The sequence below is a fragment of the Pseudomonas sp. PKS genome, assembly GCF_051913525.1.
GTDB lineage: Bacteria > Pseudomonadota > Gammaproteobacteria > Pseudomonadales > Pseudomonadaceae > Aquipseudomonas > Aquipseudomonas guariconensis_D.
In genome coordinates, this window is sequence record NZ_JBEGDO010000021.1 from 72,921 (window position 1) to 94,441 (window position 21,521).

General features: G+C 63.7%; 20 protein-coding genes and 1 riboswitch. Of the genes, 7 read left to right on the forward strand and 13 right to left on the reverse strand.

Annotated elements, in window-relative coordinates:
* The first annotated feature begins 144 nt into the window (after positions 1 to 144).
* From ribA to ABOA88_RS19145, 3 genes are read left to right on the forward strand one after another with little or no spacing between them, the layout of a single operon-like run.
* A complete protein-coding gene (ribA, locus tag ABOA88_RS19135; RefSeq protein WP_043210209.1) occupies positions 145 to 759 on the forward strand; it encodes a GTP cyclohydrolase II in 615 nt (204 codons plus the stop codon).
* On the forward strand, positions 756 to 1,175 hold the full coding sequence (locus ABOA88_RS19140) for an MFS transporter (RefSeq protein ID WP_196170849.1): 420 nt from the start codon (positions 756 to 758) through the stop codon (positions 1,173 to 1,175). Before ribA ends, ABOA88_RS19140 begins: the two co-directional genes overlap by 4 nt.
* Positions 1,175 to 1,987: a cobalamin-binding protein gene (locus tag ABOA88_RS19145; RefSeq protein ID WP_196170850.1), complete on the forward strand. Its 813-nt coding sequence runs from the start codon at positions 1,175 to 1,177 to the stop codon at positions 1,985 to 1,987. The genes ABOA88_RS19140 and ABOA88_RS19145 overlap by 1 nt, the downstream gene beginning before the upstream one ends.
* Here the strand turns inward: ABOA88_RS19145 and ABOA88_RS19150 are convergent.
* The 4 genes from ABOA88_RS19150 to ABOA88_RS19165 form a co-directional block, all read right to left on the reverse strand.
* Positions 1,965 to 3,827, reverse strand: coding sequence for a TonB-dependent receptor plug domain-containing protein (locus tag ABOA88_RS19150; protein WP_367851970.1), 1,863 nt, complete (start codon positions 3,825 to 3,827; stop codon positions 1,965 to 1,967). The genes ABOA88_RS19145 and ABOA88_RS19150 overlap by 23 nt on opposite strands.
* 96 nt (positions 3,828 to 3,923) lie before the next feature.
* Positions 3,924 to 5,819, reverse strand: a complete 1,896-nt coding sequence (gene dxs, locus ABOA88_RS19155; RefSeq protein ID WP_367851971.1) for a 1-deoxy-D-xylulose-5-phosphate synthase — start codon at positions 5,817 to 5,819, stop codon at positions 3,924 to 3,926.
* 174 nt (positions 5,820 to 5,993) lie between these two features.
* Positions 5,994 to 6,881, reverse strand: a complete 888-nt coding sequence (gene ispA / locus ABOA88_RS19160) for a (2E,6E)-farnesyl diphosphate synthase (RefSeq protein ID WP_196170852.1) — start codon at positions 6,879 to 6,881, stop codon at positions 5,994 to 5,996.
* Positions 6,878 to 7,120 (reverse strand): exodeoxyribonuclease VII small subunit, encoded by a 243-nt coding sequence (locus ABOA88_RS19165; RefSeq protein WP_011531978.1) that lies wholly within the window; start codon positions 7,118 to 7,120, stop codon positions 6,878 to 6,880. Before ABOA88_RS19165 ends, ispA begins: the two co-directional genes overlap by 4 nt.
* 243 nt (positions 7,121 to 7,363) lie before the next feature.
* On the opposite strand from ABOA88_RS19165, the gene ABOA88_RS19170 reads away from it, so the two are divergent.
* From ABOA88_RS19170 to ABOA88_RS19180, 3 genes are read left to right on the forward strand one after another with little or no spacing between them, the layout of a single operon-like run.
* Positions 7,364 to 8,767, forward strand: a complete 1,404-nt coding sequence (locus ABOA88_RS19170; protein ID WP_196170853.1) for an MBOAT family O-acyltransferase — start codon at positions 7,364 to 7,366, stop codon at positions 8,765 to 8,767.
* Positions 8,754 to 9,833: an SGNH/GDSL hydrolase family protein gene (locus tag ABOA88_RS19175; RefSeq protein WP_196170854.1), complete on the forward strand. Its 1,080-nt coding sequence runs from the start codon at positions 8,754 to 8,756 to the stop codon at positions 9,831 to 9,833. Before ABOA88_RS19170 ends, ABOA88_RS19175 begins: the two co-directional genes overlap by 14 nt.
* A gap of 1 nt (position 9,834) precedes the next feature.
* The gene (locus tag ABOA88_RS19180) at positions 9,835 to 11,031 is read left to right on the forward strand and encodes an SGNH/GDSL hydrolase family protein (RefSeq protein WP_367851972.1); all 1,197 of its coding nucleotides are present in this window, start codon (positions 9,835 to 9,837) and stop codon (positions 11,029 to 11,031) included.
* Between the two features lie 133 nt (positions 11,032 to 11,164).
* Here the strand turns inward: ABOA88_RS19180 and ribB are convergent, their stop codons facing one another.
* Positions 11,165 to 11,815, reverse strand: coding sequence for a 3,4-dihydroxy-2-butanone-4-phosphate synthase (gene ribB / locus ABOA88_RS19185; protein ID WP_367851973.1), 651 nt, complete (start codon positions 11,813 to 11,815; stop codon positions 11,165 to 11,167).
* 79 nt (positions 11,816 to 11,894) lie between these two features.
* Positions 11,895 to 12,036: riboswitch (FMN riboswitch) on the reverse strand.
* Positions 12,037 to 12,131: 95 nt separating this feature from the next.
* Here ribB and ABOA88_RS19190 point away from each other — a divergent pair.
* Entirely contained in the window at positions 12,132 to 13,337 is a 1,206-nt protein-coding gene (locus tag ABOA88_RS19190) for an RtcB family protein (protein ID WP_367851974.1), read from the forward strand.
* Positions 13,338 to 13,797: 460 nt separating this feature from the next.
* Here the strand turns inward: ABOA88_RS19190 and ABOA88_RS19195 are convergent, their stop codons facing one another.
* The 8 genes from ABOA88_RS19195 to eat all read right to left on the reverse strand — a co-directional run bounded on the left by ABOA88_RS19195 (position 13,798) and on the right by eat (position 21,329).
* Positions 13,798 to 14,475, reverse strand: a complete 678-nt coding sequence (locus tag ABOA88_RS19195; protein WP_196170858.1) for an XRE family transcriptional regulator — start codon at positions 14,473 to 14,475, stop codon at positions 13,798 to 13,800.
* 185 nt (positions 14,476 to 14,660) lie between these two features.
* The gene (gene ppa / locus ABOA88_RS19200; protein ID WP_043210184.1) at positions 14,661 to 15,188 is read right to left on the reverse strand and encodes an inorganic diphosphatase; all 528 of its coding nucleotides are present in this window, start codon (positions 15,186 to 15,188) and stop codon (positions 14,661 to 14,663) included.
* Positions 15,189 to 15,280: 92 nt separating this feature from the next.
* Entirely contained in the window at positions 15,281 to 16,096 is an 816-nt protein-coding gene (locus tag ABOA88_RS19205) for a zinc-dependent peptidase (RefSeq protein WP_367851975.1), read from the reverse strand.
* 6 nt (positions 16,097 to 16,102) lie between these two features.
* The gene (locus ABOA88_RS19210; protein ID WP_196170860.1) at positions 16,103 to 16,750 is read right to left on the reverse strand and encodes a DedA family protein; all 648 of its coding nucleotides are present in this window, start codon (positions 16,748 to 16,750) and stop codon (positions 16,103 to 16,105) included.
* 294 nt (positions 16,751 to 17,044) lie between these two features.
* Complete coding sequence (locus tag ABOA88_RS19215; RefSeq protein WP_043210178.1) at positions 17,045 to 17,503, reverse strand: GNAT family N-acetyltransferase; 459 nt, start codon at positions 17,501 to 17,503, stop codon at positions 17,045 to 17,047.
* A 107-nt stretch (positions 17,504 to 17,610) separates the two neighbouring features.
* Positions 17,611 to 18,429: an ethanolamine ammonia-lyase subunit EutC gene (eutC, locus tag ABOA88_RS19220; RefSeq protein WP_367851976.1), complete on the reverse strand. Its 819-nt coding sequence runs from the start codon at positions 18,427 to 18,429 to the stop codon at positions 17,611 to 17,613.
* An 8-nt stretch (positions 18,430 to 18,437) separates the two neighbouring features.
* On the reverse strand, positions 18,438 to 19,832 hold the full coding sequence (locus ABOA88_RS19225; RefSeq protein ID WP_367851977.1) for an ethanolamine ammonia-lyase subunit EutB: 1,395 nt from the start codon (positions 19,830 to 19,832) through the stop codon (positions 18,438 to 18,440).
* A gap of 48 nt (positions 19,833 to 19,880) precedes the next feature.
* Positions 19,881 to 21,329 carry an ethanolamine permease gene (eat, locus tag ABOA88_RS19230; protein ID WP_367851978.1) on the reverse strand — a complete coding sequence of 483 codons (1,449 nt, stop codon included), beginning with the start codon at positions 21,327 to 21,329 and terminating at the stop codon, positions 19,881 to 19,883.
* Positions 21,330 to 21,521: the final 192 nt, after the last annotated feature.

Sequence of the window (21,521 nt, forward strand, 5' to 3'; positions counted from 1 at the left end):
CTCGGGTAATCCCGCGCCCACAGGTGCGCCGGCGTCTGAACATCGAACTTTTCGATCTTAAGCGGCGATATTCAGCCTGCGCATGCTCGGCAGCCTGCTGATACAATCGGGCCATTGAAAATTGCCTACTTTTAGGAGCACAACGTGCCCGTCGTCTTTGTCGCCGCCTCGAAACTCCCGACTCCCTTCGCGATCTTCACCATGCATGGCTTTCTTGATGAAGCCACGGGCCGCGAGCACGTGGTGCTCAGCCTGGGTGATATCGCCGATGGTCAGCCGGTGCTGGGGCGCCTGCATTCCGAATGCCTGACCGGCGATGCGCTGTTCAGTCAGCGCTGCGACTGCGGCTCGCAACTGGAGGCCGCCCTGCAGGCCATCGCCCGCGAAGGCCGTGGCGTGCTGCTGTACCTGCGCCAGGAAGGTCGCGGGATTGGCCTGTTGAACAAGATCCGCGCCTATGAACTCCAGGACGGTGGCGCCGATACCGTCGAAGCCAACGAACGCCTGGGCTTTGCTGCGGACCAGCGCGACTACGCGATGTGCCTGCCGATGCTCGAGCACCTGGGTGTGCAGTCACTGCGTCTGATGACCAACAACCCGCGCAAGGTCAAGGCACTGACCGACATGGGCATCAAGGTCGCCGAGCGCGTCCCGTTGCACACTGGGCACAACCCGCACAACCGTCACTACCTGGCCACCAAGGCCGGCAAGCTCGGCCACATGATGGGCAACGAGCACCAGGGCGAGCCCCAGGCGTGACCCGCGGCCAGGTGAAGCGGCGCCTGGCGCTGGCCTGGTGGCAATACCTGGCGGTGGGCCTGGTGCCGCTGCCGGTGATGGCCTGGGCCTTTGGCGGCGGCGATGCCTTGATTCCCGTCCTGGCGATGCCGCTGTTCATTGCCGGTGCTGCGACCATGTTCCTCAGTCTGCCGCGCTTTGGCGCGTATAAGCGCGCCTTGATCGCTACGTCCAAGGCGCTGGGCTCGCCCGAGGAGCCTCAGGCCTGGATCGCCCTGGCCCAGGTGCGGCGCATGGCCATGCTGTTCGCCTGCTTCCCGGCCTGGGTAGCGGCGCTTTCGGTGCTGGTGGGCCTGGAGACTGTGCCTCAGGTGCTGCTGGCGCTTTCCACGGTGGTGCTGCTCTACCTCTACCGCATCCCTCACCAACTGGGCTGATGCGCGTACTTCTCCTCCTGTTGGCCCTGCTGGCCTTCGGTGCCCGGGCCGAAGATGGGCCAAGGGTCATCAGCCTGGCGCCCTCAATGAGCGAAATCATGCTCGAACTGCACGCCGAGGACTTGCTGGTGGGTGTGCTTGACGGTGGTGAGCGGCCTGCTGCGTTGTCTGGCCTGCCATCGGTGGGACGCCATGGGCAATTGGACCTGGAGCGCCTGCTCAGCCTCAAGCCTGATTTGTTGCTGCTGTGGCCCGACAGTGTGGCCCCGGCCCAGCGCGATCAACTCAGGCGCTTGGGGATCGCGACGTTCGTCGGTGAGCCCAAGGATATCGACCAACTCATCGGGCAGATCGAAGCCATCGGACAGCGGGTCGGGCGAGCGGAGCAAAGCCGACAATACGCGCAGGCCCTGCGTGAGCGGCTGCGTAGCTTGCGCGAGCAGTACCGGCGTGAACGACCGCTGCGGGTGTTCTACCAGGTTTGGGATAAACCGCTGTATACCCTCGGCGGGCGGCAGATCGTCAGCGATGCTTTGACGGTTTGCGGCGCCAGCAACCTGTTCGCCGACCTTCCCCAGCCTGCGCCACAGGTGAGTGTGGAGGCGGTACTGTTGCGCGATCCTGACGTGATCCTGGCTGGTGATGCGACGCAGCTGGCGAGCTGGAAGACTTGGCGTACGCTCAGTGCGGTCAAGGCCGACCGCCTGCTGGTGGTGCCCGACAAAGGCCTGGAGCGCCCCAGCGGTCAGATGATCGAAGCCACGGCGCGTTTGTGCGCGTTGCTGGACGCTAGAGCAGCGGTGTCCAGGTGACGCTCAGCAGCCACGTGCGGCCTTCTTCGCGATAGCCGTAGTTGGCGCCCCCATAGTTGTAGTGGGTGCGGCTGTATTGCTTGTCCAGCAGGTTGTCCAGCTTCAAGTCGAACTTCACTTCCTCGGTGGCTGCCCAGCTGCCGCGCAGCCCCAGTAGGCCGTATCCGCCAATGGTGTCGGTGTTGGCTTCATCGTTGTAGCTGCTGCTGACCGCCTGCCAACTGGCACCTAGGGCGAAACGTTCGAACTGTCGATCGAGGTCCAGGCTTACGGTACGCCGGGCCCGGCGGGAGAGGGTGTGGCCGCTGTCGCGGTCGCGTGGGTCAATCAGCGAGAGGCCCAGTTGGGAGGTCCAGCCGTCCCAGTCTTGGCTCAGTGCCATCTCGAAACCATTGATCCGTGCGGAATCGACATTCTCCGGGCGTACGCTGTAGTTGATAGCGTCCTGCAGGTCAGTGCGATACAGCGAGGCTTCCAGCTTGCTGCGCTCGGTCAGCTGGCTGCGCCATTGCAGCTCGTAGCTCTTGGAGCGTTCAGGCTTGAGGTCCGGATTGTTGTAGCCGGGGAAGTAGAGGTCGTTGAAAGTTGGTGCCCGAAAACCTTCGCTGTACGACAGCAGCACATCGTTGTTCGCGTTGAGCGGTACTGTCAGGCTGCCGCTCCAGCTGGTCTGGCCGCCGAACTGCTGGTTCCTGTCATGACGTACGCCAAGCTCGGTGGAAAAGTGCTCGCCACGGAACCGGTGTTGGGCGAAGGCGGCGCGGTTCCAGCGGCTGTCTTCGGTGAAGTCGGCACTGGCGTGGACACGATCCTCGTACCAGTCGCTTCCCAGCAGCAGGCTGTTGCGGTCATCCAGTGCCAGGTCGTTCTGCCAGGTGGCTTGGTCGCGGTAGGTATTGAATGGGTAGCGGGTCCCGGCGAGTTTGTCGCGGCTTTCATCGCGGTTTTCGCTATGGGCCAGCTCCAGCCGGCTATTCCACCTCTCGCTGATCTGGGTGTCCAGATAGCTGCCGATGCTGCTGACGGAAAAGTTCGAATACGGCTCCTGCGCGCTGAAACCACGAGGCTCGTCGTACTCGCGGCGTCCACGGCTATCGAGCACATTCAGCCCGGTCTCGAAACGTTCGCTGAAGGTGTGGCTCAGACTCAGGTTGAACGACTTGTTGCGGTAGGCGTCATGATCCGCGTCGCTGGCAAAGGAAGGCCCGGTCGAATCGATGCCTGCCGTCTCATCCAGGCTGGCGCCGAGGTTGAAACGGGTCGCCTCGCTGCCGCCAGAGAGCCCGAGGCTGCGCTGGAAGCTCTGGTTGCTGCCCGCCGCCAGTCGCAGGCGTGGTTGCAGGCCAGGGCCTGTGCCGCGACGGGTGAAGATCTGGATGACCCCGCCAATGGCATCGCTGCCATAGATCGCCGAGCGCGACCCGCGCAGCACTTCGACCCGCTCGATCTGGTCGACGTCCAGGTATTGCAGGGCGCTGTCCCCGGATGTGGCATTGGCGATGCGTACGCCATCGACCAGCACCAGGGTCTGGGCGGCCTTGGTGCCGCGGATGAAGATTCCCGGCAGGCTGCCGCGTCCGCCGGTGGGCGCTACCTGGACGCCTGGCACGCGGGTCAGCAGGTCGGTGACATTGGAGGGTTGCAGGCGATCAATGTCGTGACGGGTGAACACGGTGTTCGCGGCGCTGGTAGTGCTGCGCGACTCGACCTGGCGACTGGCGCTGATCAGCACGTCGGGGAGTTTGAGGGCATCGTCGCGGTCCGGTTCGGCGGCCAGCAGGGCGGTGGGTAGGCAGAAAAGGGCAGTGGTGAGGGGCGACATCTTTATCGGCAGTTCCATAACATTCGCGGGCAAGCCCCGCTTCCCCAGGGCTTGAGAGCAACCCTGTGGAAGCGGGGCTTGCCCGCGAATGCGTCAATCAGACAGCGTAAAGGCTTATAGGCCGAGCTTGGCCATCCGGACCTTCACCGAGGCTTCGATACCGGCGGCATCGAGCCCGCACTCGGCCAGCATCTGCGCAGGCTTGGCGTGTTCGACGTAGAGGTCCGGCAGGCCCAGGTGCAGCATCGGCTTGAGCACGGCTTCCTGGGTCAGGAACTCGCTGACCGCAGCCCCGGCGCCGCCCATGATGGCGTTCTCTTCGATGGTCACCAGCAGGTCGTGGTGGGCGGCCAGTTCCAGCACCAAAGCTTCATCCAATGGTTTGACGAAGCGCATGTCGACCACGGTGGCGTTGAGGCCTTCGGCGACCTTCATGGCCTCGGCCAGTTGCACGCCGAACACCAGCAGGGCGACCTTCTCGCCTTTGCGGCGAACCACGCCCTTGCCGATTGGAAGCGGCTCCAGGTCGCCGCTGATCGGTGAGTTGGGGCCGGTGCCACGAGGGTAGCGCACCGCCGCCGGGCCGTTGTAGAGGTGGCCGGTGCTGAGCATCTTGCGCAGTTCGTTCTCGTCGCTTGGGGTCATCACCAGCATGCCCGGGATGCAACGCAGGTACGAGAGGTCGAAGCTGCCCGCGTGCGTCGGGCCGTCTTCGCCGACCAGACCCGCGCGGTCGATGGCGAACAGCACGTCGAGGTTCTGTACCGCCACATCGTGGATCAACTGGTCATAGGCGCGCTGCAGGAAGGTGGAGTAGATCGCCACCACCGGCTTGGCGCCCTCGCAGGCCATGCCTGCGGCCAGGGTGACTGCGTGCTGCTCGGCAATCGCCACGTCGAAGTAGCGCTCCGGGTAGCGCTCGCTGAAGGCCACCAGGTCCGAGCCTTCTTTCATTGCGGGGGTGATGCCCACCAGGCGATTGTCGGCGGCGGCCATGTCGCACAGCCACTGGCCGAACACCGCCGAGTACTTCGGCCCGCTGACTTTCTTCGGTGCGACCGGTTTGTCGGCAGGTTCGAGCTTGGTGATGGCGTGGTAGCCGATCGGGTCCACTTCGGCCGGGGCGAAGCCTTTGCCTTTCTTGGTGATCACGTGCAGGAACTGCGGGCCCTTGAGATCACGCATGTTGCGCAGGGTGGCGATCAGGGTCGGCAGGTCGTGGCCGTCGATAGGGCCGATGTAGTTCCAGCCCAGTTCCTCGAACAAGGTCCCGGGCACCAGCATGCCTTTGGCGTATTCCTCGGTGCGACGGGCGATTTCCCAGGCGCCGGGCAGGCGCGACAGGACCTTCTTGCTGCCTTCACGCATGCTCGCGTAGGTGCGGCTGGAGAGGATCTTGGCCAGGTAGTTGGACAGGCCGCCAACATTGCGCGAGATCGACATGTCGTTGTCGTTGAGGATCACCAGCATGTCGGCGTCGACTTCCTGGGCGTGGTTCAACGCCTCGAAGGCCATGCCTGCGGTCAGCGCGCCGTCGCCGATCACCGCGATCGACTTGCGTGATTCGTTCTGCAGGCGGGCGGCAATGGCCATGCCCAGCGCGGCACTGATCGACGTGCTGGAGTGGCCGACACCAAAGGTGTCGTACTCGCTCTCGCTGCGCCGCGGGAAGGCGGCGATACCGTCCTTCTGGCGCAGGCTGAGCATACGTTGGCGGCGGCCGGTGAGGATCTTGTGCGGGTAGGCCTGATGGCCCACGTCCCAGACCAGACGGTCGTCCGGCGTGTCGAAGACGTAGTGCAGGGCGATCGTCAGCTCGATGACGCCCAGGCCGGCGCCGAAATGCCCACCGGTCTGACCAACGGTATAGAGCAGCTCCTGGCGCAGCTCGTCGGCCAGGGTCTCCAGGTCGGCTTCAGCCAACCGGCGCAGGCCGGCAGGCGTGTCGGCGCGGTCCAGCAGCGGCGTGACCGGGCGTTCGCGGGGGATCTCTTGAAACGTCGTGGGCATCAGGCGAGTCGTTATAGATGTGAAGACGCGGCAGTTTACCCCATTGTAGGAATTACTGCCCATTCAGACGCAGGTTGCATGCCCCCTGTGGGGGCCCGCTCACCCGCGAATGCGCAGGTCAATTGAGCATCGCATTCGCGGGTGAACCGGCTCCCACAGGCGAGGTGTCAGGGTTCAGTGACGGCGCTCGACGATGTAGCGGGCCAGTGCGCGCAGGGGTTCTGCGCTGTCACCGAAGCCTTCGAGTGCTGCCAGCGCCTGGTCGCGCAGCTCGAGCGCGTAGGCCTTGGCCGCTTCCAGGCCGAGCAGGGCCGGGTAGGTCGGTTTGTCGCGGGCGATATCGGCCCCCTGGCGTTTGCCGAGGGTGGCGGTGTCGCTCTCCACGTCGAGGATGTCGTCCTGTACCTGGAAGGCCAGGCCAATGGCCTGTGCATAACGTTGCAGGGCTTCGAGCTGCACCTGGCTGGCGCGGGCGCTGGCCAGGGCGCCAAGGCGCACGCTGGCTTCGATCAGGGCGCCAGTCTTGTGCCGGTGCATGTATTCCAGGGCGCGCTGGTCGAGCTTAAGGCCCACCGAGCCCAGGTCGATGGCCTGGCCGCCGACCATGCCCGCAGGCCCTGCAGCCTTGGCCAGGGCCTGGACCATGGCCAGGCGAGTGGCGTCGTCCTGAGGGCTCAGACGCGCATCGAGCAGGGCGCTAAAGGCCAGGCTCTGCAGGCCGTCGCCGGCAAGAATGGCGCAGGCCTCGTCGAAGGCTTTGTGAGTGGTGGGCTGGCCACGGCGCAGGTCGTCGTCGTCCATGGCTGGCAGGTCGTCATGCACCAGCGAATAGGCGTGGATCAGTTCCACGGCGCAGGCGGCGCCATTGGCCTGCTCGGCCGGGGCCCCGAAGGCCTCGCAGGCGGCGTAGGCCAGCAGCGGGCGTACGCGCTTGCCGCCATTCATCACGCTGTAGCGCATGGCGGCGTAGAGGCGTTCAAGCTCCTTGGAAGGCGCCTGGAACAGCGGTTCGAGCGCGGCATCGACACGTGCCTGGCAACTGGCCTGGTAGGCGCTGATCATGCTTCGGGCTCCGCATCGAAAGGCTGGGCCGCCAGTTCGCCATCGCGTTCGAGCAGGATCTGCACCTTCTGTTCGGCCTGTGCCAGGGCGCCCTGGCAGTCACGGGTCAAGGCAATGCCTTGTTCGAAGGCGGCCAGCGACTCTTCCAGCGACAGCTCGCCGTTCTCCAGGCGCTCAACCAAGGCTTGCAGGTCGGCGAGGGATTGCTCGAAATCGATGGAGGCTTTTTTGCGGGCCATGGCGACTGTCTCGGTGGCATTCAGAACGGCGCGACACTAGCAGAGCGGGGCAGGGGGAGCAAACCGGGGAGGGTAATCATTCGTCGCATTTTGTTGCATTTGTGTCGGAGGCGGCAGCTTGCAATTAGCGAGGCACTTGGATTGTGAGCGTTTTGGCCCTCTGCCATAATCCCGCGCGCTCTGCGCCGCGGCCTACAAACTGTCGGCATCCCTCCTACTCGATGTCACGTAACGGATTACGTTGTGAGCTTCCTTTCGATCGAATTCGGCCTCTGTTTCACGCTGTTCTTCATTGTCTATTGGAGCCTGTGCTGGAGCATACGCCTGCAGAACGTGTTGCTGCTGGCGGCCAGCTATGGGCTGGTGGCGAGTTTCAGCCTGCAGTCGCTCTACATCCTGCTGGGTTACAGCGTGCTGGTGTACCTGCTCGGGTTGCTGGCGGCGCGTTACCCGGGGCGCTGGTTCTGCCGGGCGTTGTTGCTGGGGCTGGTGCTGGGCTGCTTCTATCTATTCAAGTACCAAGCATTCTTCGTCGAAGGCGTGCAGGCCGCCCTTGCCCAGTCGGGGTGGAGCGTGTCCTTGCCGGTGCTGGAAGTGCTGGTGCCGATTGGCATGTCGTTCTACATCTTCCATTCGGTGAGCTACCTGGTCTCGATCAACCGGCGCGAGCTGGCGCCAGCCGCGCCGCTGGACCTGGCGTTGTTCCTGGCATTCTTCCCAAGCCTGGTGGCCGGTCCGGTCAACCGTGCCTTGGACATGCTGCCCCAGATCCGTCCGACGACGATTCGCCAAGTGCTGGAGCCCCAGCGTGCGTTGGGGCTGATTGCCCTGGCGATCGTCAAAGTGTTCTTGCTCGGCGGCTGGCTGGCCAGCGAGTGGGTGGATCCGGTGTTCGACACGCCAGGCAGCTTCACGCCAGAGCAGGTGTTGCTGAGTGTGTATGGCTACAGCTTCCTGATCTACTTCAACTTCAGCGGCTACACCAACCTGGTGACCGGCATCGCCCTGCTGCTGGGCTTTCGCTTGCCGGAGAACTTCAATGCGCCCTATGCGGCGCACAACCTCAAGGCATTCTGGGGGCGTTGGCATATCAGCCTGTCGCGCTTCATCCGTGACTATGTCTACATCCCCTTGGGCGGCAATCGCCAGGGCGTGTGGCGCGGCAACCTGAACATGTTGCTGGCCATGCTGGTGTCCGGCCTTTGGCACGGCGCGAGCCTGAACTTCATCCTCTGGGGCGCGCTACATGGCGTGGGGCTGGCGGTCTACAAGCTATTCGATCAACTGCTGCCTGGGGCCAAGACACTGCCGGGGGCAGGGCTGGCTGCACGATTGCTGACCTTTCACTACGTGGCATTTGCCTGGGTGTTCTTCCGCAGCACGACGCTCGAGGGCGCCTGGGAAATGCTCGGCGACGTCGCCCAGGTGAGCATCGCCGGGTTGTCGTCCTCCACGGGTTTGGCGGTGCTTGGCTGCGTGTTGTATGTGGCGACTTATCCACAATGGCTGGCGATGTTGCGCCAGGGCTTTGCCGCCAGTCAGCGCCTGCCATGGCCGTTGTATCCGGTGCCGCTGGCGGTGTTCGTGTCGTTGGTGATCTTTGCGTCGCAATCGGGCGTGCCGGGGTTCATCTATGCCAGTTTCTGATATCCGACAGTTGTTCCAGGCGCAACTGGGCGCTGCCCGGGTACTTTATGCGCTGGTCATTGCCACGCTGTTGCTGTGCTGGCTGAACCAGGATTCGATCAAGCTGTATTGCCAGCAGAAATACCACCAAGGCTGTGAGCTGCCGGTCATCGGCCAATCGCCTGCCTGGCGCCTGGGTGCAAGCCTCACCTTGGCACTGGAAGACGCACGTGACAGTTTTGTCGACAGCCTGCGGCGCAATACCCAGGTGGCCGCGACGCCGGCGCCTGTCGTCCTGCCGCCGACCATGCCCGTGGTGACTGTGGACCTGCAATCGGTCGCTCCGCCTGCCAAGGCGCGGCCAGCGCCCGCGGTGCACGCGCCACCCGCCAAGGCCGCGCTGCCGGTCGTAAAGCCCTCCGGCACGCTGGCGAGCCTGGCCACCGGCGATGAAGTCTTCCTGGTGGGGGACTCGCTGATGCAGGGTGTGGCGCCGCACCTGGCCAACAGCCTGCGCAAGCGCTACCAGATCAGGACGGTCAACCTCAGCAAGCAGAGCACCGGCCTGGCCTACCCGGGGTTCTTCAATTGGCCCAAGACCGTGGCCGACACCCTGGCTGCCAATCCGAACATTCGCCTGATGATCGTGTTCATGGGCCCGAACGATCCGTGGGACATGCCCCAGGGCAAGGGCAAGCCGTTCCTGCGTTTCAAGTCGCCTGAGTGGGAGGCGATCTACCGCTCGCGGATCGACGCCATCCTCGAGCAGGCCCGCCAGCGCAAAGTCCAGGTGATCTGGGTTGGCCCGCCGAACATGGAGCAGCCTCGGCTGTCCACGGCGATGGCTTACCTCAGTGGTCTGTATCAAGAGCGTACGGCGTTGTTCGGCCAGCACTATGTCTCGGCCAACCCGTTCCTTGGCTACCCTGACGAGCAGTTCGCCTATGCAGTGCAGACGCCAGAGGGGCAGCGGGTCAAGGTGCGGGGCGACGACGGCATTCATTTCACCATCACCGGTCAGAAGATGATCGCAGCACAGGTGCTGTCGCTGATCGCCTTCCCTGGTCTGACTGTTACAGGACATTGAAATGCGCCAATGGCATCACCTGCTGGGCTTGACCCTGCTGATCTGCGCCCTGCCTGGCTGCAGCACCGGTGCCGGGGCTGCCGCGCAGGCACAGCCTGCGGCCAGGACGATTCCTGCACAGCCGGCGCGTCAGGATGGCAACGTCACGCTGCTGGCGAACAAACTGCGCGGGGCCAATCGAGCGGGCGTCTCCATCGTCCAGTTCGGTGACTCGCATACCGCCGCCGACCTGTTCAGCGGCGAGCTGCGTCGGTTGTTGCAGCAGCGTTATGGCGATGGGGGCATCGGCCTGGTGCCGGCTTCGCCCGTGCCGGGAATCCGAAACGACCGGGTGATCATTGCCAGTGCGCGGCAACAGTGGGAATTGGTGTCGGCGCGCAATCAGCAGAGCAGCCAGTTTCCCCTGGGCGGGTACCTGTCGCGGCCGACGGTGGCAAACGCCAGCGTGACGCTTCAGGCCCGCGAACCCGATGCGCAGCGCTACCGGATCTCGGCGTTGTACCAGGCAGCAGGCAACAGCACGTTGGTGGCCAATGGCAGCCAGCGGCGCATGCTGCCGGCCAGTAACGGCCAGTGGCGCTTCAGCCCGGTGTTCACCAACTTGGGCTTGCCGGTGCAGCTCGGCGTGGAAGGAAGCCAGGGCGTGATGCTGGGAGGCTGGTACATCCAGGGCCAGAAGAACACCGGCGTGACCTATTCATCCCTGGGCATCAACGGTGCGCGGCTGGAGGTGGTGAGCAAGTGGCAACCCGGTTGGCAGGAGAGCCTCAAGACCCTGCGACCGGACTTGGTGATCCTCGCCTACGGCACCAATGAAGCCTTCGACGACACCCTCGACCTGAGCCTCTACCAATCGCAGTTGGATGCGACCCTCAGCGGCCTGCGCCAGGCGTTGCCGCGTGCGGCGATCCTGTTGGTAGGCCCGCCCGACTCGATCAAGCATCGCAAGGCACGCACCTGTGCGGCGCGCCAGCCGCAGCCGTTGGCGTCGGTGATTCGCATCCAGCGCCAGGCCGCGCAGAAGCACAAGGCGCTGTTCTGGGACTGGCAGGCATACATGGGTGGGCCGTGCTCGATCGCGGGCTGGCAGGCAAGTGGGCTGGCGCGTCCGGATCTGGTGCACCTGACTGCCGAGGGGTATCGCAAAAGCGCAGCGGGGCTGTATCAATTTTTGAAAGGGCCGCTGCAGCTGCGCTGACAGCGGCGTCATTGTGAGCGCCGAAGACAGCCCGCTCCCCCAAAAGCCGCGATGCTATCGAGAGCACCTAGGATCCTGTGGGGGCGGGTTTACCCGCGAAAAAGTCGCCGCGGAGCAAGTGCGTTGCGCCGACTCAGGCCGGCACTGCTTCGAGCTCGGCCATCGCCTCGCGATAGCGCGCCAGCTCCTCGATGGTCAGCACCGGCAGGTTGTACTGGCGGGCATAGACCGCCACCTGCTCGCCCCGGGCCATGCTGCCGTCGGGGTTCATCAGTTCGCACAGCACCGCCGCCGGGCGCAGGCCGGCCAGGCGTGCCAGGTCCACCGAGCCTTCAGTGTGGCCACGACGGGTCAGGACGCCGCCATTGCGCGCGCGCAGCGGGAATACATGCCCAGGGCTGACAATGTGGCGCTGCTCGGTGGTGGAGCGCAGCGCGGCTTCGATGGTGGTGATGCGGTCCTGAGCCGACACGCCGGTGCTGACGCCTTCAGCCGCCTCGATGCTGACGGTGAAGCCAGTGCCATGGCGCGCCTGGTTGTTTTGCACCATCGGCGCCAGTTGCAGGGCGTCGACGGTGGCTTCATCCAGGCACAGGCAGACGATGCCGCTGCAGTCGCGGATCATCATGGCCATGGTTTGCAGCGAGATGTTCTCGGCGGCGGCGATGATGTCCGCTTCGTCCTCGCGGTCGTCATCGTCGAGCAGCAGCACAGGACGCCCGGCCTGGAAGGCGGCGATGGCAGCGGTGACATTGGGGAATTTGGGGTGATGCGTGGTGGACATGAAACGCTCCTCGTAAATGATCGATGAACGTCTCGGGGCGAACAAAATGCGCGCGCAGGAGCACCGGATGGCCCCCGCCTGACGCCTTCTTTCATCCGGACTATGACCGTCGGCCCTGGGATCTCACCAGGTCTGCTGACCCCCGGCATGGCCGGGGCGCTCGCGGGCTCATCTTTCGATTTACCGCCGGTGGGGACTTTCACCCCGCCCTGAAGACCGGGCAAGCATACCCCACTGTGCCACCCCGCTGGCAAGCCAGCGGTGTACGACCTTCGGCGGTATCATGGCCACCAGGGCTTTTGTGAGGCAGTACATCATGGACATTCTCGACGTCGCTGGCGGCAAGCCGGTCAAGCTGTGGACCGAAGGCGTGCCGGTGGAGGACGACGCCCGCAAACAACTGATGAATACCGCGCGCATGCCGTTCATCTTCAAGCACCTTGCGGTGATGCCGGACGTGCACGTGGGCAAGGGCTCGACCATCGGCAGCGTCATCCCCACCGTCGGGGCGATCATCCCGGCTGCGGTGGGGGTGGACATCGGTTGCGGCATGATCGCCGCGCGTACCTCGCTGCACGCCCGTGACTTGCCGGACAACCTGCACGGCCTGCGTAGCGCCATCGAAAAGGCCGTGCCCCATGGCAAGACTTTCGGTCGTCGTGACCAGGGGGCCTGGGATGCGGTGCCTACCTCTGCCGACCAGGCGTGGGGCGGGCTGGCCTCGCGCTTCAAGGCGATCACCGACAAGTACCCGCGCTTGGAGAAAACCAACAATCGCCATCACCTGGGCACCCTGGGTGGCGGTAACCATTTCATCGAGGTTTGCCTGGATGAGGCCGACCGCGTGTGGTTCATGCTGCACAGTGGCTCGCGCGGTGTCGGCAACGCCATCGGCAACCTGTTCATCGAACTGGCCCAGGCCGACATGCGCCAGCACTTGGCGAACCTGCCCGACAAGGACCTTGCCTACTTCGAAGAAGGCAGCCGACACTTTGCCGACTACGTGGAGGCGGTGGAGTGGGCCCAGGACTTCGCACGGCACAACCGCGAGCTGATGATGCGGGCGGTGATTGCCACCACACGCCAGGTCTTGGGCAAGCCTTTCGAGGCGAATCTCGAGGCGGTCAATTGCCACCACAACTACGTGCAGCGTGAGCAGCACTTCGGCCGCGAGGTATTGGTCACCCGCAAAGGCGCAGTGTCGGCGCAAAAGGGCCAGTTGGGCATCATCCCCGGATCCATGGGGGCCAAGAGCTTCATCGTGCGCGGGCTGGGCAATGAAGAGTCGTTCTGCTCCTGCAGCCATGGCGCAGGCCGGGTGATGAGCCGCACCAAGGCCAAGAGCCAATTCACCGTCGAGGATCAGCGGCGGGCCACGGCCCATGTGGAGTGCCGCAAGGACAAGGACGTGATCGATGAAATCCCCATGGCCTACAAGGACATCGATGCGGTGATGCACGCCCAGCGAGAGCTGGTGGAAGTGCTTCACACCTTACGCCAGGTGGTGTGCGTCAAAGGCTGAGCCTTGTAGGCGCGGGTTCGGCCGACGATTGCGCCGAGCCCGTGATGGGGGCGGCGATTCCTCGTCCGGCGAAAAATGTAGGGTCTCGAGCACCCCTCGGTCCCTTTTTGTAGAGAAGCTTTTAGGACCTTCCCAAACCCCAGAACACCTGTCTACAGCCTGATTTTCTGTTGGTTTAATCCTCTTGCCTCCTAGAGGACAAGGTCAGATCGCTTCAGCAAAATAGGGCATTAAAAAGCCGGCTTGTGGCCGGCTTCTCGGGGACGGTCTTGGCTAATTTTTGGTAAGCCGCAACCGCCTTAAACGGGATGGCCATGAAGGCCTGAAAAGAGATGGCGGACGGCTGTGTGAGGCGTCGCCAGGCCCTCTGGATCGCGGCTTGCGCCGGCCGGGGCTGAATGTGCGGCGTAGCATACTAGGGCTGGGGCAGGTTGCCCAGCAAAAAGTGGCACCGGGTGTTTCAGTAAGGGCGGCGCAGGCTGAAACATGACCAGTGGAATACCCAACCGAGGATCTGCATGCCCTGGGCCTGGCGCTGCCGGGGGGTATAGCGCTCTGTGGGCTCGTGGCCATGTAGGTACAGGTTGTCCAGGCGATCGCGGCTCAGGCGATGAACCCTCAAGCGGCCATTGTGCACCAACACATAGGTCTCGCCATCCACGACCCATGTCAGGCTCCGGTCGATGACCAGGGTGGCGTCGGTGGGGATGATTGAAGTGATGCCGGTCATGGGCATCGGGATGCAGGCGGCATCTTCTTGGGCAACGCCCAGCATCTGCAGCATTTGTTCGGAAAACGATAGGTATTTGCCTGCGTCGGGCTGGAGAGTACCGTTGCGCAGCACATGGATCGGGAGACGGGTGAAGGTCCCTTCGTGATTGGCTGGCTGAGCCATGTTGAGGTGCGAGGGGTACTGGTTCGCAAGCGGATTGACGTGCTTGGGCCCTTCGCCCGTGCGCAGCCAGCGCCGATGTACGCAGAACAGTTCGGCGATATCGTCCAGGCGGGCCAAGGGCACGCCGCGTCTGAACCAGTTGTTGACGTGCTGGGGTGTGACACCGCGGTGGATGGCAAAGTCGGAAGGGGTCAGGTGGCACTCCTGGAGGAGAGCTCTGAGACGGTCACCGGAAGTATTCATGGGCCGAGTCTAGCGAGTCGGCGCGGGAGCGGGAATGAACCGGAAGTTGATGAGTTTTGTAGGAAATGAATGTAATTGTCGGGACTTTGCGTAGGGCGAGGTAAGCCGTTTCGCGTTAAGGTGCCGTGCATTTCAACCAGGCAAAAAAAAACCCTGCCGAAGCAGGGCTTTTCTTCAATCCGGTCTTAGCCCTTGTAGGCGGCAACGGACTTGGTGATCTCGGCACGGGCGGCGTCAGCGCCTTCCCAGCCCTTGACCTTGACCCACTTGCCTTTCTCCAGATCTTTGTAGTTCTCGAAGAAGTGCTTGATCTGTTCCAGCAGCAGGGCTGGCAGGTCGGTGTATTCCTTCACGTCGACGTACAGCTGGCTCAGCTTGTCGTGTGGCACGGCCAGGACCTTGGCATCGCCACCGCTTTCGTCGTCCATGTGCAGGACGCCGACCGGACGGGCGCGGATGACCGAACCTGGAGCGACCGGGTACGGGGTCACGACCAGCACGTCCAGCGGATCACCGTCGTCGGCCAGGGTGTTCGGGATGTAGCCGTAGTTGGCTGGGTAGAACATCGGGGTGGCCATGAAACGGTCGACGAACAGGGTGTCGCTGTCCTTGTCGATCTCGTACTTGATCGGCGCGTGGTTAGCCGGGATCTCGATGGCGACGTAGATGTCGTTCGGCAGGTCTTTGCCCGCCGGAATCTTGCTGTAGCTCATTGGGCAGTGCCCCCGTGTTTGACCAAAAAGTGGCGGCGATTATAGGCACATTCCTACCGGGCATGCCACGCCCGGCCGGATGTGCGGCCCCGTCAGGCCTGGGTTTCGCGGTACAGAGGGTGCTCGGCCTGCAACCGGTCCAGGCGTGTGAGCGGGTCCTGGCGATAGAACAGCGCCAGTTGCTGGTACACCTGTGGATAAGCCTGGTGCAGCAGGTCGGGCGCACTGAAGAAGTACTCGCTGGTGACGGCGAAGAATTCCGCCGGGTTTTCGGCAGCGTACGGGTCGATGGCGGTCTCGGCGTCCGGGTTGGCGTCCAGTTGCCGGTTCATGTCGTCGTAGGCCTGCTGCATGGCGCTGGCCCAGTCTTCCACGCGCATGCTGTTGTGCAGCGGCGGCAGGCCATTGGCATCGCCATTGAGCATGTCGAGCTTGTGGGCCAGTTCATGGATCACCAGGTTGTAGGCTTCCCAGCCGCCGCTGGCCAGCACCCCGGGCCAGGCCAGGATCACCGGCCCTTGTTGCCAGGCCTCGCCGCTGTGCTCGGCGTCCCAGGTGTGCTCGACACCGCTGGCGTCGCGGTGGCGCTGGGGGCTGAGGAAGTCGTCGGGGTACAGGATGATTTCGTGGAAGCCCTGGTACCAGTTCAACTCGCCTAGATGCAGCAGTGGCAGTTGGGCCTGGGCGGCCAGGAACAGGCGCTGTTCGTCGTCCAGCTGCACGCCGGGCAAGGCGGTCAGGTGCTTGTCGCGCAGAAACAGCACACAGGCTTCGCGCAGGGTGCGGTCTTCTTCGTCACTGATGCCGTCGAGCATGGGCAGGCGCTCGCGAATCACCTGCCACAGCTGCGGATCGACGGGGTATCGAGCCAGGGTACGTCGGCGACGCCAGGCGCGCAGCGACCACATGACCGGTCAGTGGGCCTTCGCCGTGCGGCCCAGGCGGCCACGCAGCAGACCCAGGATCATCGGCACCAGCGACAGGATGATGATGCCGACGACCATCAGTGACAGGTGCTGCTTGATGAACGGGACGTTGCCGAAGAAGTAGCCCAGGGTCACCAGGCCGCCGACCCACAGCAGCGATCCTGTGATGCTGAAGGCCAAAAACCGCGGGTAGTGCATGTGTGCGATGCCAGCGACGAACGGCGCGAAGGTCCGCAGGATCGGCAGGAAACGCGCCATGGTCACGGTCTTGCCGCCATGGCGCTCGTAGAAGTCATGGGTACGCTGCAGGTAGTCGCGGCGGAAGATTTTCGAGTTGGGATTGCGGAACAATCGCTCGCCCGTGGTCCGGCCGATGACGTAGTTGGTGCTGTCGCCCAGGATCGCCGCGGCCATCAGCAGGCCGGCCAGCAATACCGGATCCATGCCACCGCCTGCAGCGACGGCGCCAGCGATGAACAGCAAGGAATCGCCCGGCAGGAAGGGCATCACCACCAGGCCGGTCTCGCAGAAAATCACTGCAAAGAGAATGGCGTAGATCCAGGGACCGTAGTTGGTGACCAGCAGATCGAGGTAAGCATCGAGATGCAGGATAAGGTCCAGCGGGTTGAATTCCATGTACAACACCTGTGTTCTTGACCCGCAGCTACGGGCGCACGATGACGGACTGTGCCAAGGGCGTAGGCTTTTTTACCTGCGGGTGGGTAAATTTTCACACATGACAGGAAGGGCATTATACGGCGATGGTGAGAATGTGCCTGTGGAGTTTGTAGCGGCGGATGTCGGGCGGCCTGCCACCGAGACCGAAGGCATAGCACTGCCCTGTGGGAGCGGGTTTACCCGCGAAGCAAGCGACGCGGTGCCTGGCACCGGCTTCGCGGGTAAACCTGTTCCCGCAGTGAGAGGCGGTGGTCAGTCCTGGGTGATCGGCAAAATGTAGTTTTCGAACTCGGTGTCCTTGCGAAAGCCGATCGATTCGTAGGTCTTGCGTGCCACGTCATTGTCGCTGCTGGTGGAGACCCGCATGCGCACGGCGTTGGTGTCCTTGGCCATCTTCTTGGCTTCACGCATCAGATGATCGGCTACCAGCATGCGCCGGGAATCTTCGGCTACGTAGATGTCGTTGAGGATCCACACGCGCTTGAGCGACAGGGAGGAAAAGCTCGGGTACAGCTGGCAGAAGCCAAGCAGGCGACCCTCTTCGTCATCCGGCAGGGCCAGGTAGATCACCGATTCGCCCCGCTTGAGGCGCTTTTCCAGAAAACTGCGCGAACTGTCCGGGTACGGCAGCTGCCCATAGAACTCGCGGTACTTCACGAACAATGGGGTCAGCAGGTCGAGGTGTTCCAGGGTTGCCTTGATGATGCGCATGTGCGGCCCTCAGTGTCCATTTGGGGATACGGCGGATTGCCAGCAGCTTCAATCGCATGCTGCCCAAAGCAGACTAGAAGCGCAATCCGCCTTCCATTACATGTTTTTTACCGCTCTCCCAGCAGGAAGTTTCCGTTTTTGCCTGAAGCCGCTTCGTTCTCGATGCTGTGCACCTCGGCTTCGTCTTTGAGGTTCACTCCGGAGAGCTGGCGCCGACAGGCCTCGCGCATCAAGTACAGCAGACGGTGGGCCGCCATGCCGTAGCTCAGGCCTTCCAGGCGGACGTTGGAGATGCAGTTGCGGTAGGCATCGGTGAGGCCGACCTTGGGCGCGTAGGTGAAATACAGGCCCAGACTGTCGGGTGAGCTCAGGCCCGGGCGTTCGCCAATCAGCATGACCGTCATGCGCGCGCCGAGCAGTTCACCGACTTCGTCGGCCACCGCCACACGGCCCTGTTCCACCAGCACGACGGGGGCGCAGCGCCAGTCGTCGGCTGCGGCCTGCTCTTCGAAGCGGCTCAGGAAGGGCAGGGTATGGCGATGCACGGCCAGGGCCGACAGGCCGTCGGCGACCACGATCGCAAGGTCGACGCCGCCCGGGTTGGTCTGGGCGTGTTCACGCAGACGCTGGGCGGACGCCTCGTCCAGGCGCCGGCCCAGGTCGGGGCGCTGCAGGTACTGGTGGCGGTCGCTGGCAGCGCTGTGCACCAGCAGGCTTTCGCGCCCACGGGCGTCGAGTTGCTCGCGCAGGCCTGCATGGTCGAAGGGCAGGTGCACGGCATCGCGGGCCTGGGCATGGGCGAACTGGAAGTCCAGCTGAGCGCCGGTCGGCAGGCTGGTGCCGGTGCGGCCGAGGGCGATGCGGGCCGGGGTCAGGTTGCGCAGGGCCAGCCAGGGGTTTTCGGGGGTGGGTGTCTGTCGGTCCATGGTCATCCCTATGCAAGCTGCGCCAGTGCCTGGCGGAAGGCCGGCGGCAGTTGGTCACCGAAGCGTACCCGGCCATCGGCCTGGGTGAAGATTCCGGTGCGTTCCAGCCAGGCCTCGAACTCAGGCCCAGGTTTGAGGCCCAGGGTCTGGCGCGCATAGAGCGCGTCATGGAAGGAGGTGGTCTGGTAGTTGAGCATGATGTCGTCGGAGCCGGGGATGCCCATGATGAAGTTGATCCCGGCCACGCCCAGCAAGGTCAGCAGCGTATCCATGTCGTCCTGGTCGGCTTCGGCATGGTTGGTGTAGCAGATGTCGCAGCCCATGGGCACGCCCAAGAGCTTGCCGCAGAAATGATCTTCCAGGCCTGCGCGGATGATCTGCTTGCCGTTGTACAGGTACTCCGGGCCGATGAAACCGACCACGGTGTTGACCAGGAACGGGTTGAAATGACGCGCCACGGCGTAGGCGCGGGTTTCGCAGGTTTGCTGGTCCACGCCATGGTGGGCGTTGGCCGACAGCGCGCTGCCTTGGCCGGTCTCGAAGTACATCAGGTTCTGCCCCACGGTACCGCGCTTGAGCGACAGGCCTGCCTCGTAGCCTTCCTTGAGTACGTTGAGGTTGATGCCGAAACCGGCGTTGGCCGCCTCGGTGCCGGCAATGGACTGGAACACCAGGTCCAGCGGCACGCCACGGTTGATCGCTTCGATCGACGTGGTGACGTGGGTCAGCACGCAGGATTGGGTCGGGATCTGATAGCGCTGAATGATGGCATCGAGCATTTCCAACAGGGTGCAGATCGAGGCGATGCTGTCGGTGGCCGGGTTGATGCCGATCATGGCATCGCCATTGCCATACAACAGGCCGTCGAGGATGCTCGCCGCGATACCGGCCGGTTCGTCGGTCGGGTGGTTGGGTTGCAGGCGGGTCGAAAGGCGTCCGCGCAGGCCCATGGTGCCGCGAAACTTCGTTACCACGCGGATCTTCTGCGCGACCAGCACCAAGTCCTGGACACGCATGATCTTCGACACCGCCGCGGCCATTTCCGGGGTCAGGCCAGGGGCGAGGGCGCGCAGGCTCTGTTCGTCGGCAGCCTCGCTGAGCAGCCAGTCGCGAAATCCGCCGACGGTCAGGTGGCTGACCGGGACAAAGGCTTGCTTGTCATGGGTGTCGATGATCAGCCGGGTGACTTCGTCCGCCTCGTAGGGGATCAATGCCTCGTTGAGAAAGTGCGTCAGCGGGATGTCGGCCAAAGCCATCTGCGCGGCGACACGTTCGCCATCGTTGCTGGCCGCGACGCCTGCCAGGTAGTCGCCAGAGCGGGCCGGGCTGGCCTTGGCCAAGACGTCCTTGAGACTGTCGAAGCGGTAGATCTGGTTGCCTACCGTGTGTACGAAACTTGCCATACAGAATCTCCAGAGCGCCGCGGGTCGGCCCGCGGCGTAAGTCGGCGATCAGTGCAGGGCCTCTTCGGCCTTCTGGATCGCAGCGAATTCCTCTTCCGGCGTCCCCGCCACGAGGTGGTGACGGCTGTAGAAAGCAAAGTAGGCAATTAATACCCCATAGATCACGGCAGCGCCAATCACCACGCGTGGATCCACCAGGAAACCGGCGACCACGGCCACGCAGGCCAGCACCAGGGCCACGCCCGAGGTGAAGATTCCACCTGGGGTACGGTAGGGACGCTCCATCTTGGGGCGGCGGATGCGCAAGGTGATGTGCGCGGCCATCATCAACACATAGGAGAGCGTGGCGCCGAACACGGCGACCAGGATCAGCAGGTCGCCCTGGCCGGTCAACGAAAGACCAAAGCCGATGATGCCGGGGATCACCAGCGCCAGTACCGGCGCCTTGCTCTTGTTGGTTTCCGAGAGCTTGCGCGGCAGGTAGCCGGCGCGCGACAACGCGAAGATCTGCCGCGAATAGGCGTAGATGATCGAGAAGAAGCTGGCGATCAGGCCGGCCAGGCCCACCAGGTTGACGAAGCTGCCCATCCAGGTGGAACCACCATAGGCCTTGGCCAATGCCTCGACCAGCGGGTTGCCGGAAGCCTTCAAGGCTTCGGAACCGGCGCCGCCTGGGCCGATCACCAGGATCAGCAGGGCGAAGGCGACCAGCACCAGCATGGCGCCGATCAGGCCGCGTGGCAGGTCACGGCGAGGGTTCTTGGTCTCTTCGGCCGCCAGGGGCACGCCTTCGACCGCGAGGAAGAACCAGATGGCGTAGGGGATCGCCGCCCAGATGCCGACGTAGCCAAAGGGCAGGAAGCTGCTGGCCCCGACCGCATCGGTCTGGGCGATGTCGAACAGGTTGGATGCCTCGAAATGGGGCACCATGGCCACCAGAAAGACCGCCAGGGCGATCGCGGCGACGGCGGTGATGATGAACATCAGCTTGAGCGCTTCACCGACACCGAAGATATGGATGCCGATGAAGATGATGTAGAAGGCCAGGTAGACCATCCAGCCACCGATGCCGAACAGTGACTGGCAGTAGGCGCCGATGAAGGTAGCGATGGCCGCGGGCGCGATGGCGTATTCGATCAGGATCGCCGTGCCCGTCAGGAACCCGCCCCAAGGCCCGAAGGCACTGCGCGCGAAACCGTAGCCGCCACCGGCGGTGGGGATCATCGAGGACAGCTCGGCCAGGGAAAAGCACATGCACAGGTACATGGTGGCCATCAGCAAGGTGGCGAGGAACATGCCACCCCAGCCGCCTTGGGCCAGGCCGAAGTTCCAGCCGGCATAGTCACCGGAGATGACATACGCCACGCCCAGGCCCACCAGCAGGACCCAGCCGGCGGCGCCTTTTTTCAGTTGTCGGTGCTGGAAATAATCCGCGTCGACTTTCTCGAAGTCGACCGAAGAGCTCGCCGGCGCGCTGCCGGAGTGATCGCTTGGCATAGTGTTCACCTGTTGTTTTTCTTGGTGGCCAGAAGCGTTCCGGCCCTTGGTGATTGGTCTGGCAAGAAGCGAGCCAGAGCGGGTGGTGCACACCATCGCCCTGGTTTTTATAGGGCCGGGTCGGCCTCTTCACAGGTAAACCCACTCCCCCAGAAAACGCACAAGCGCTGTGGGAGCAGGCTCACCCGCGAA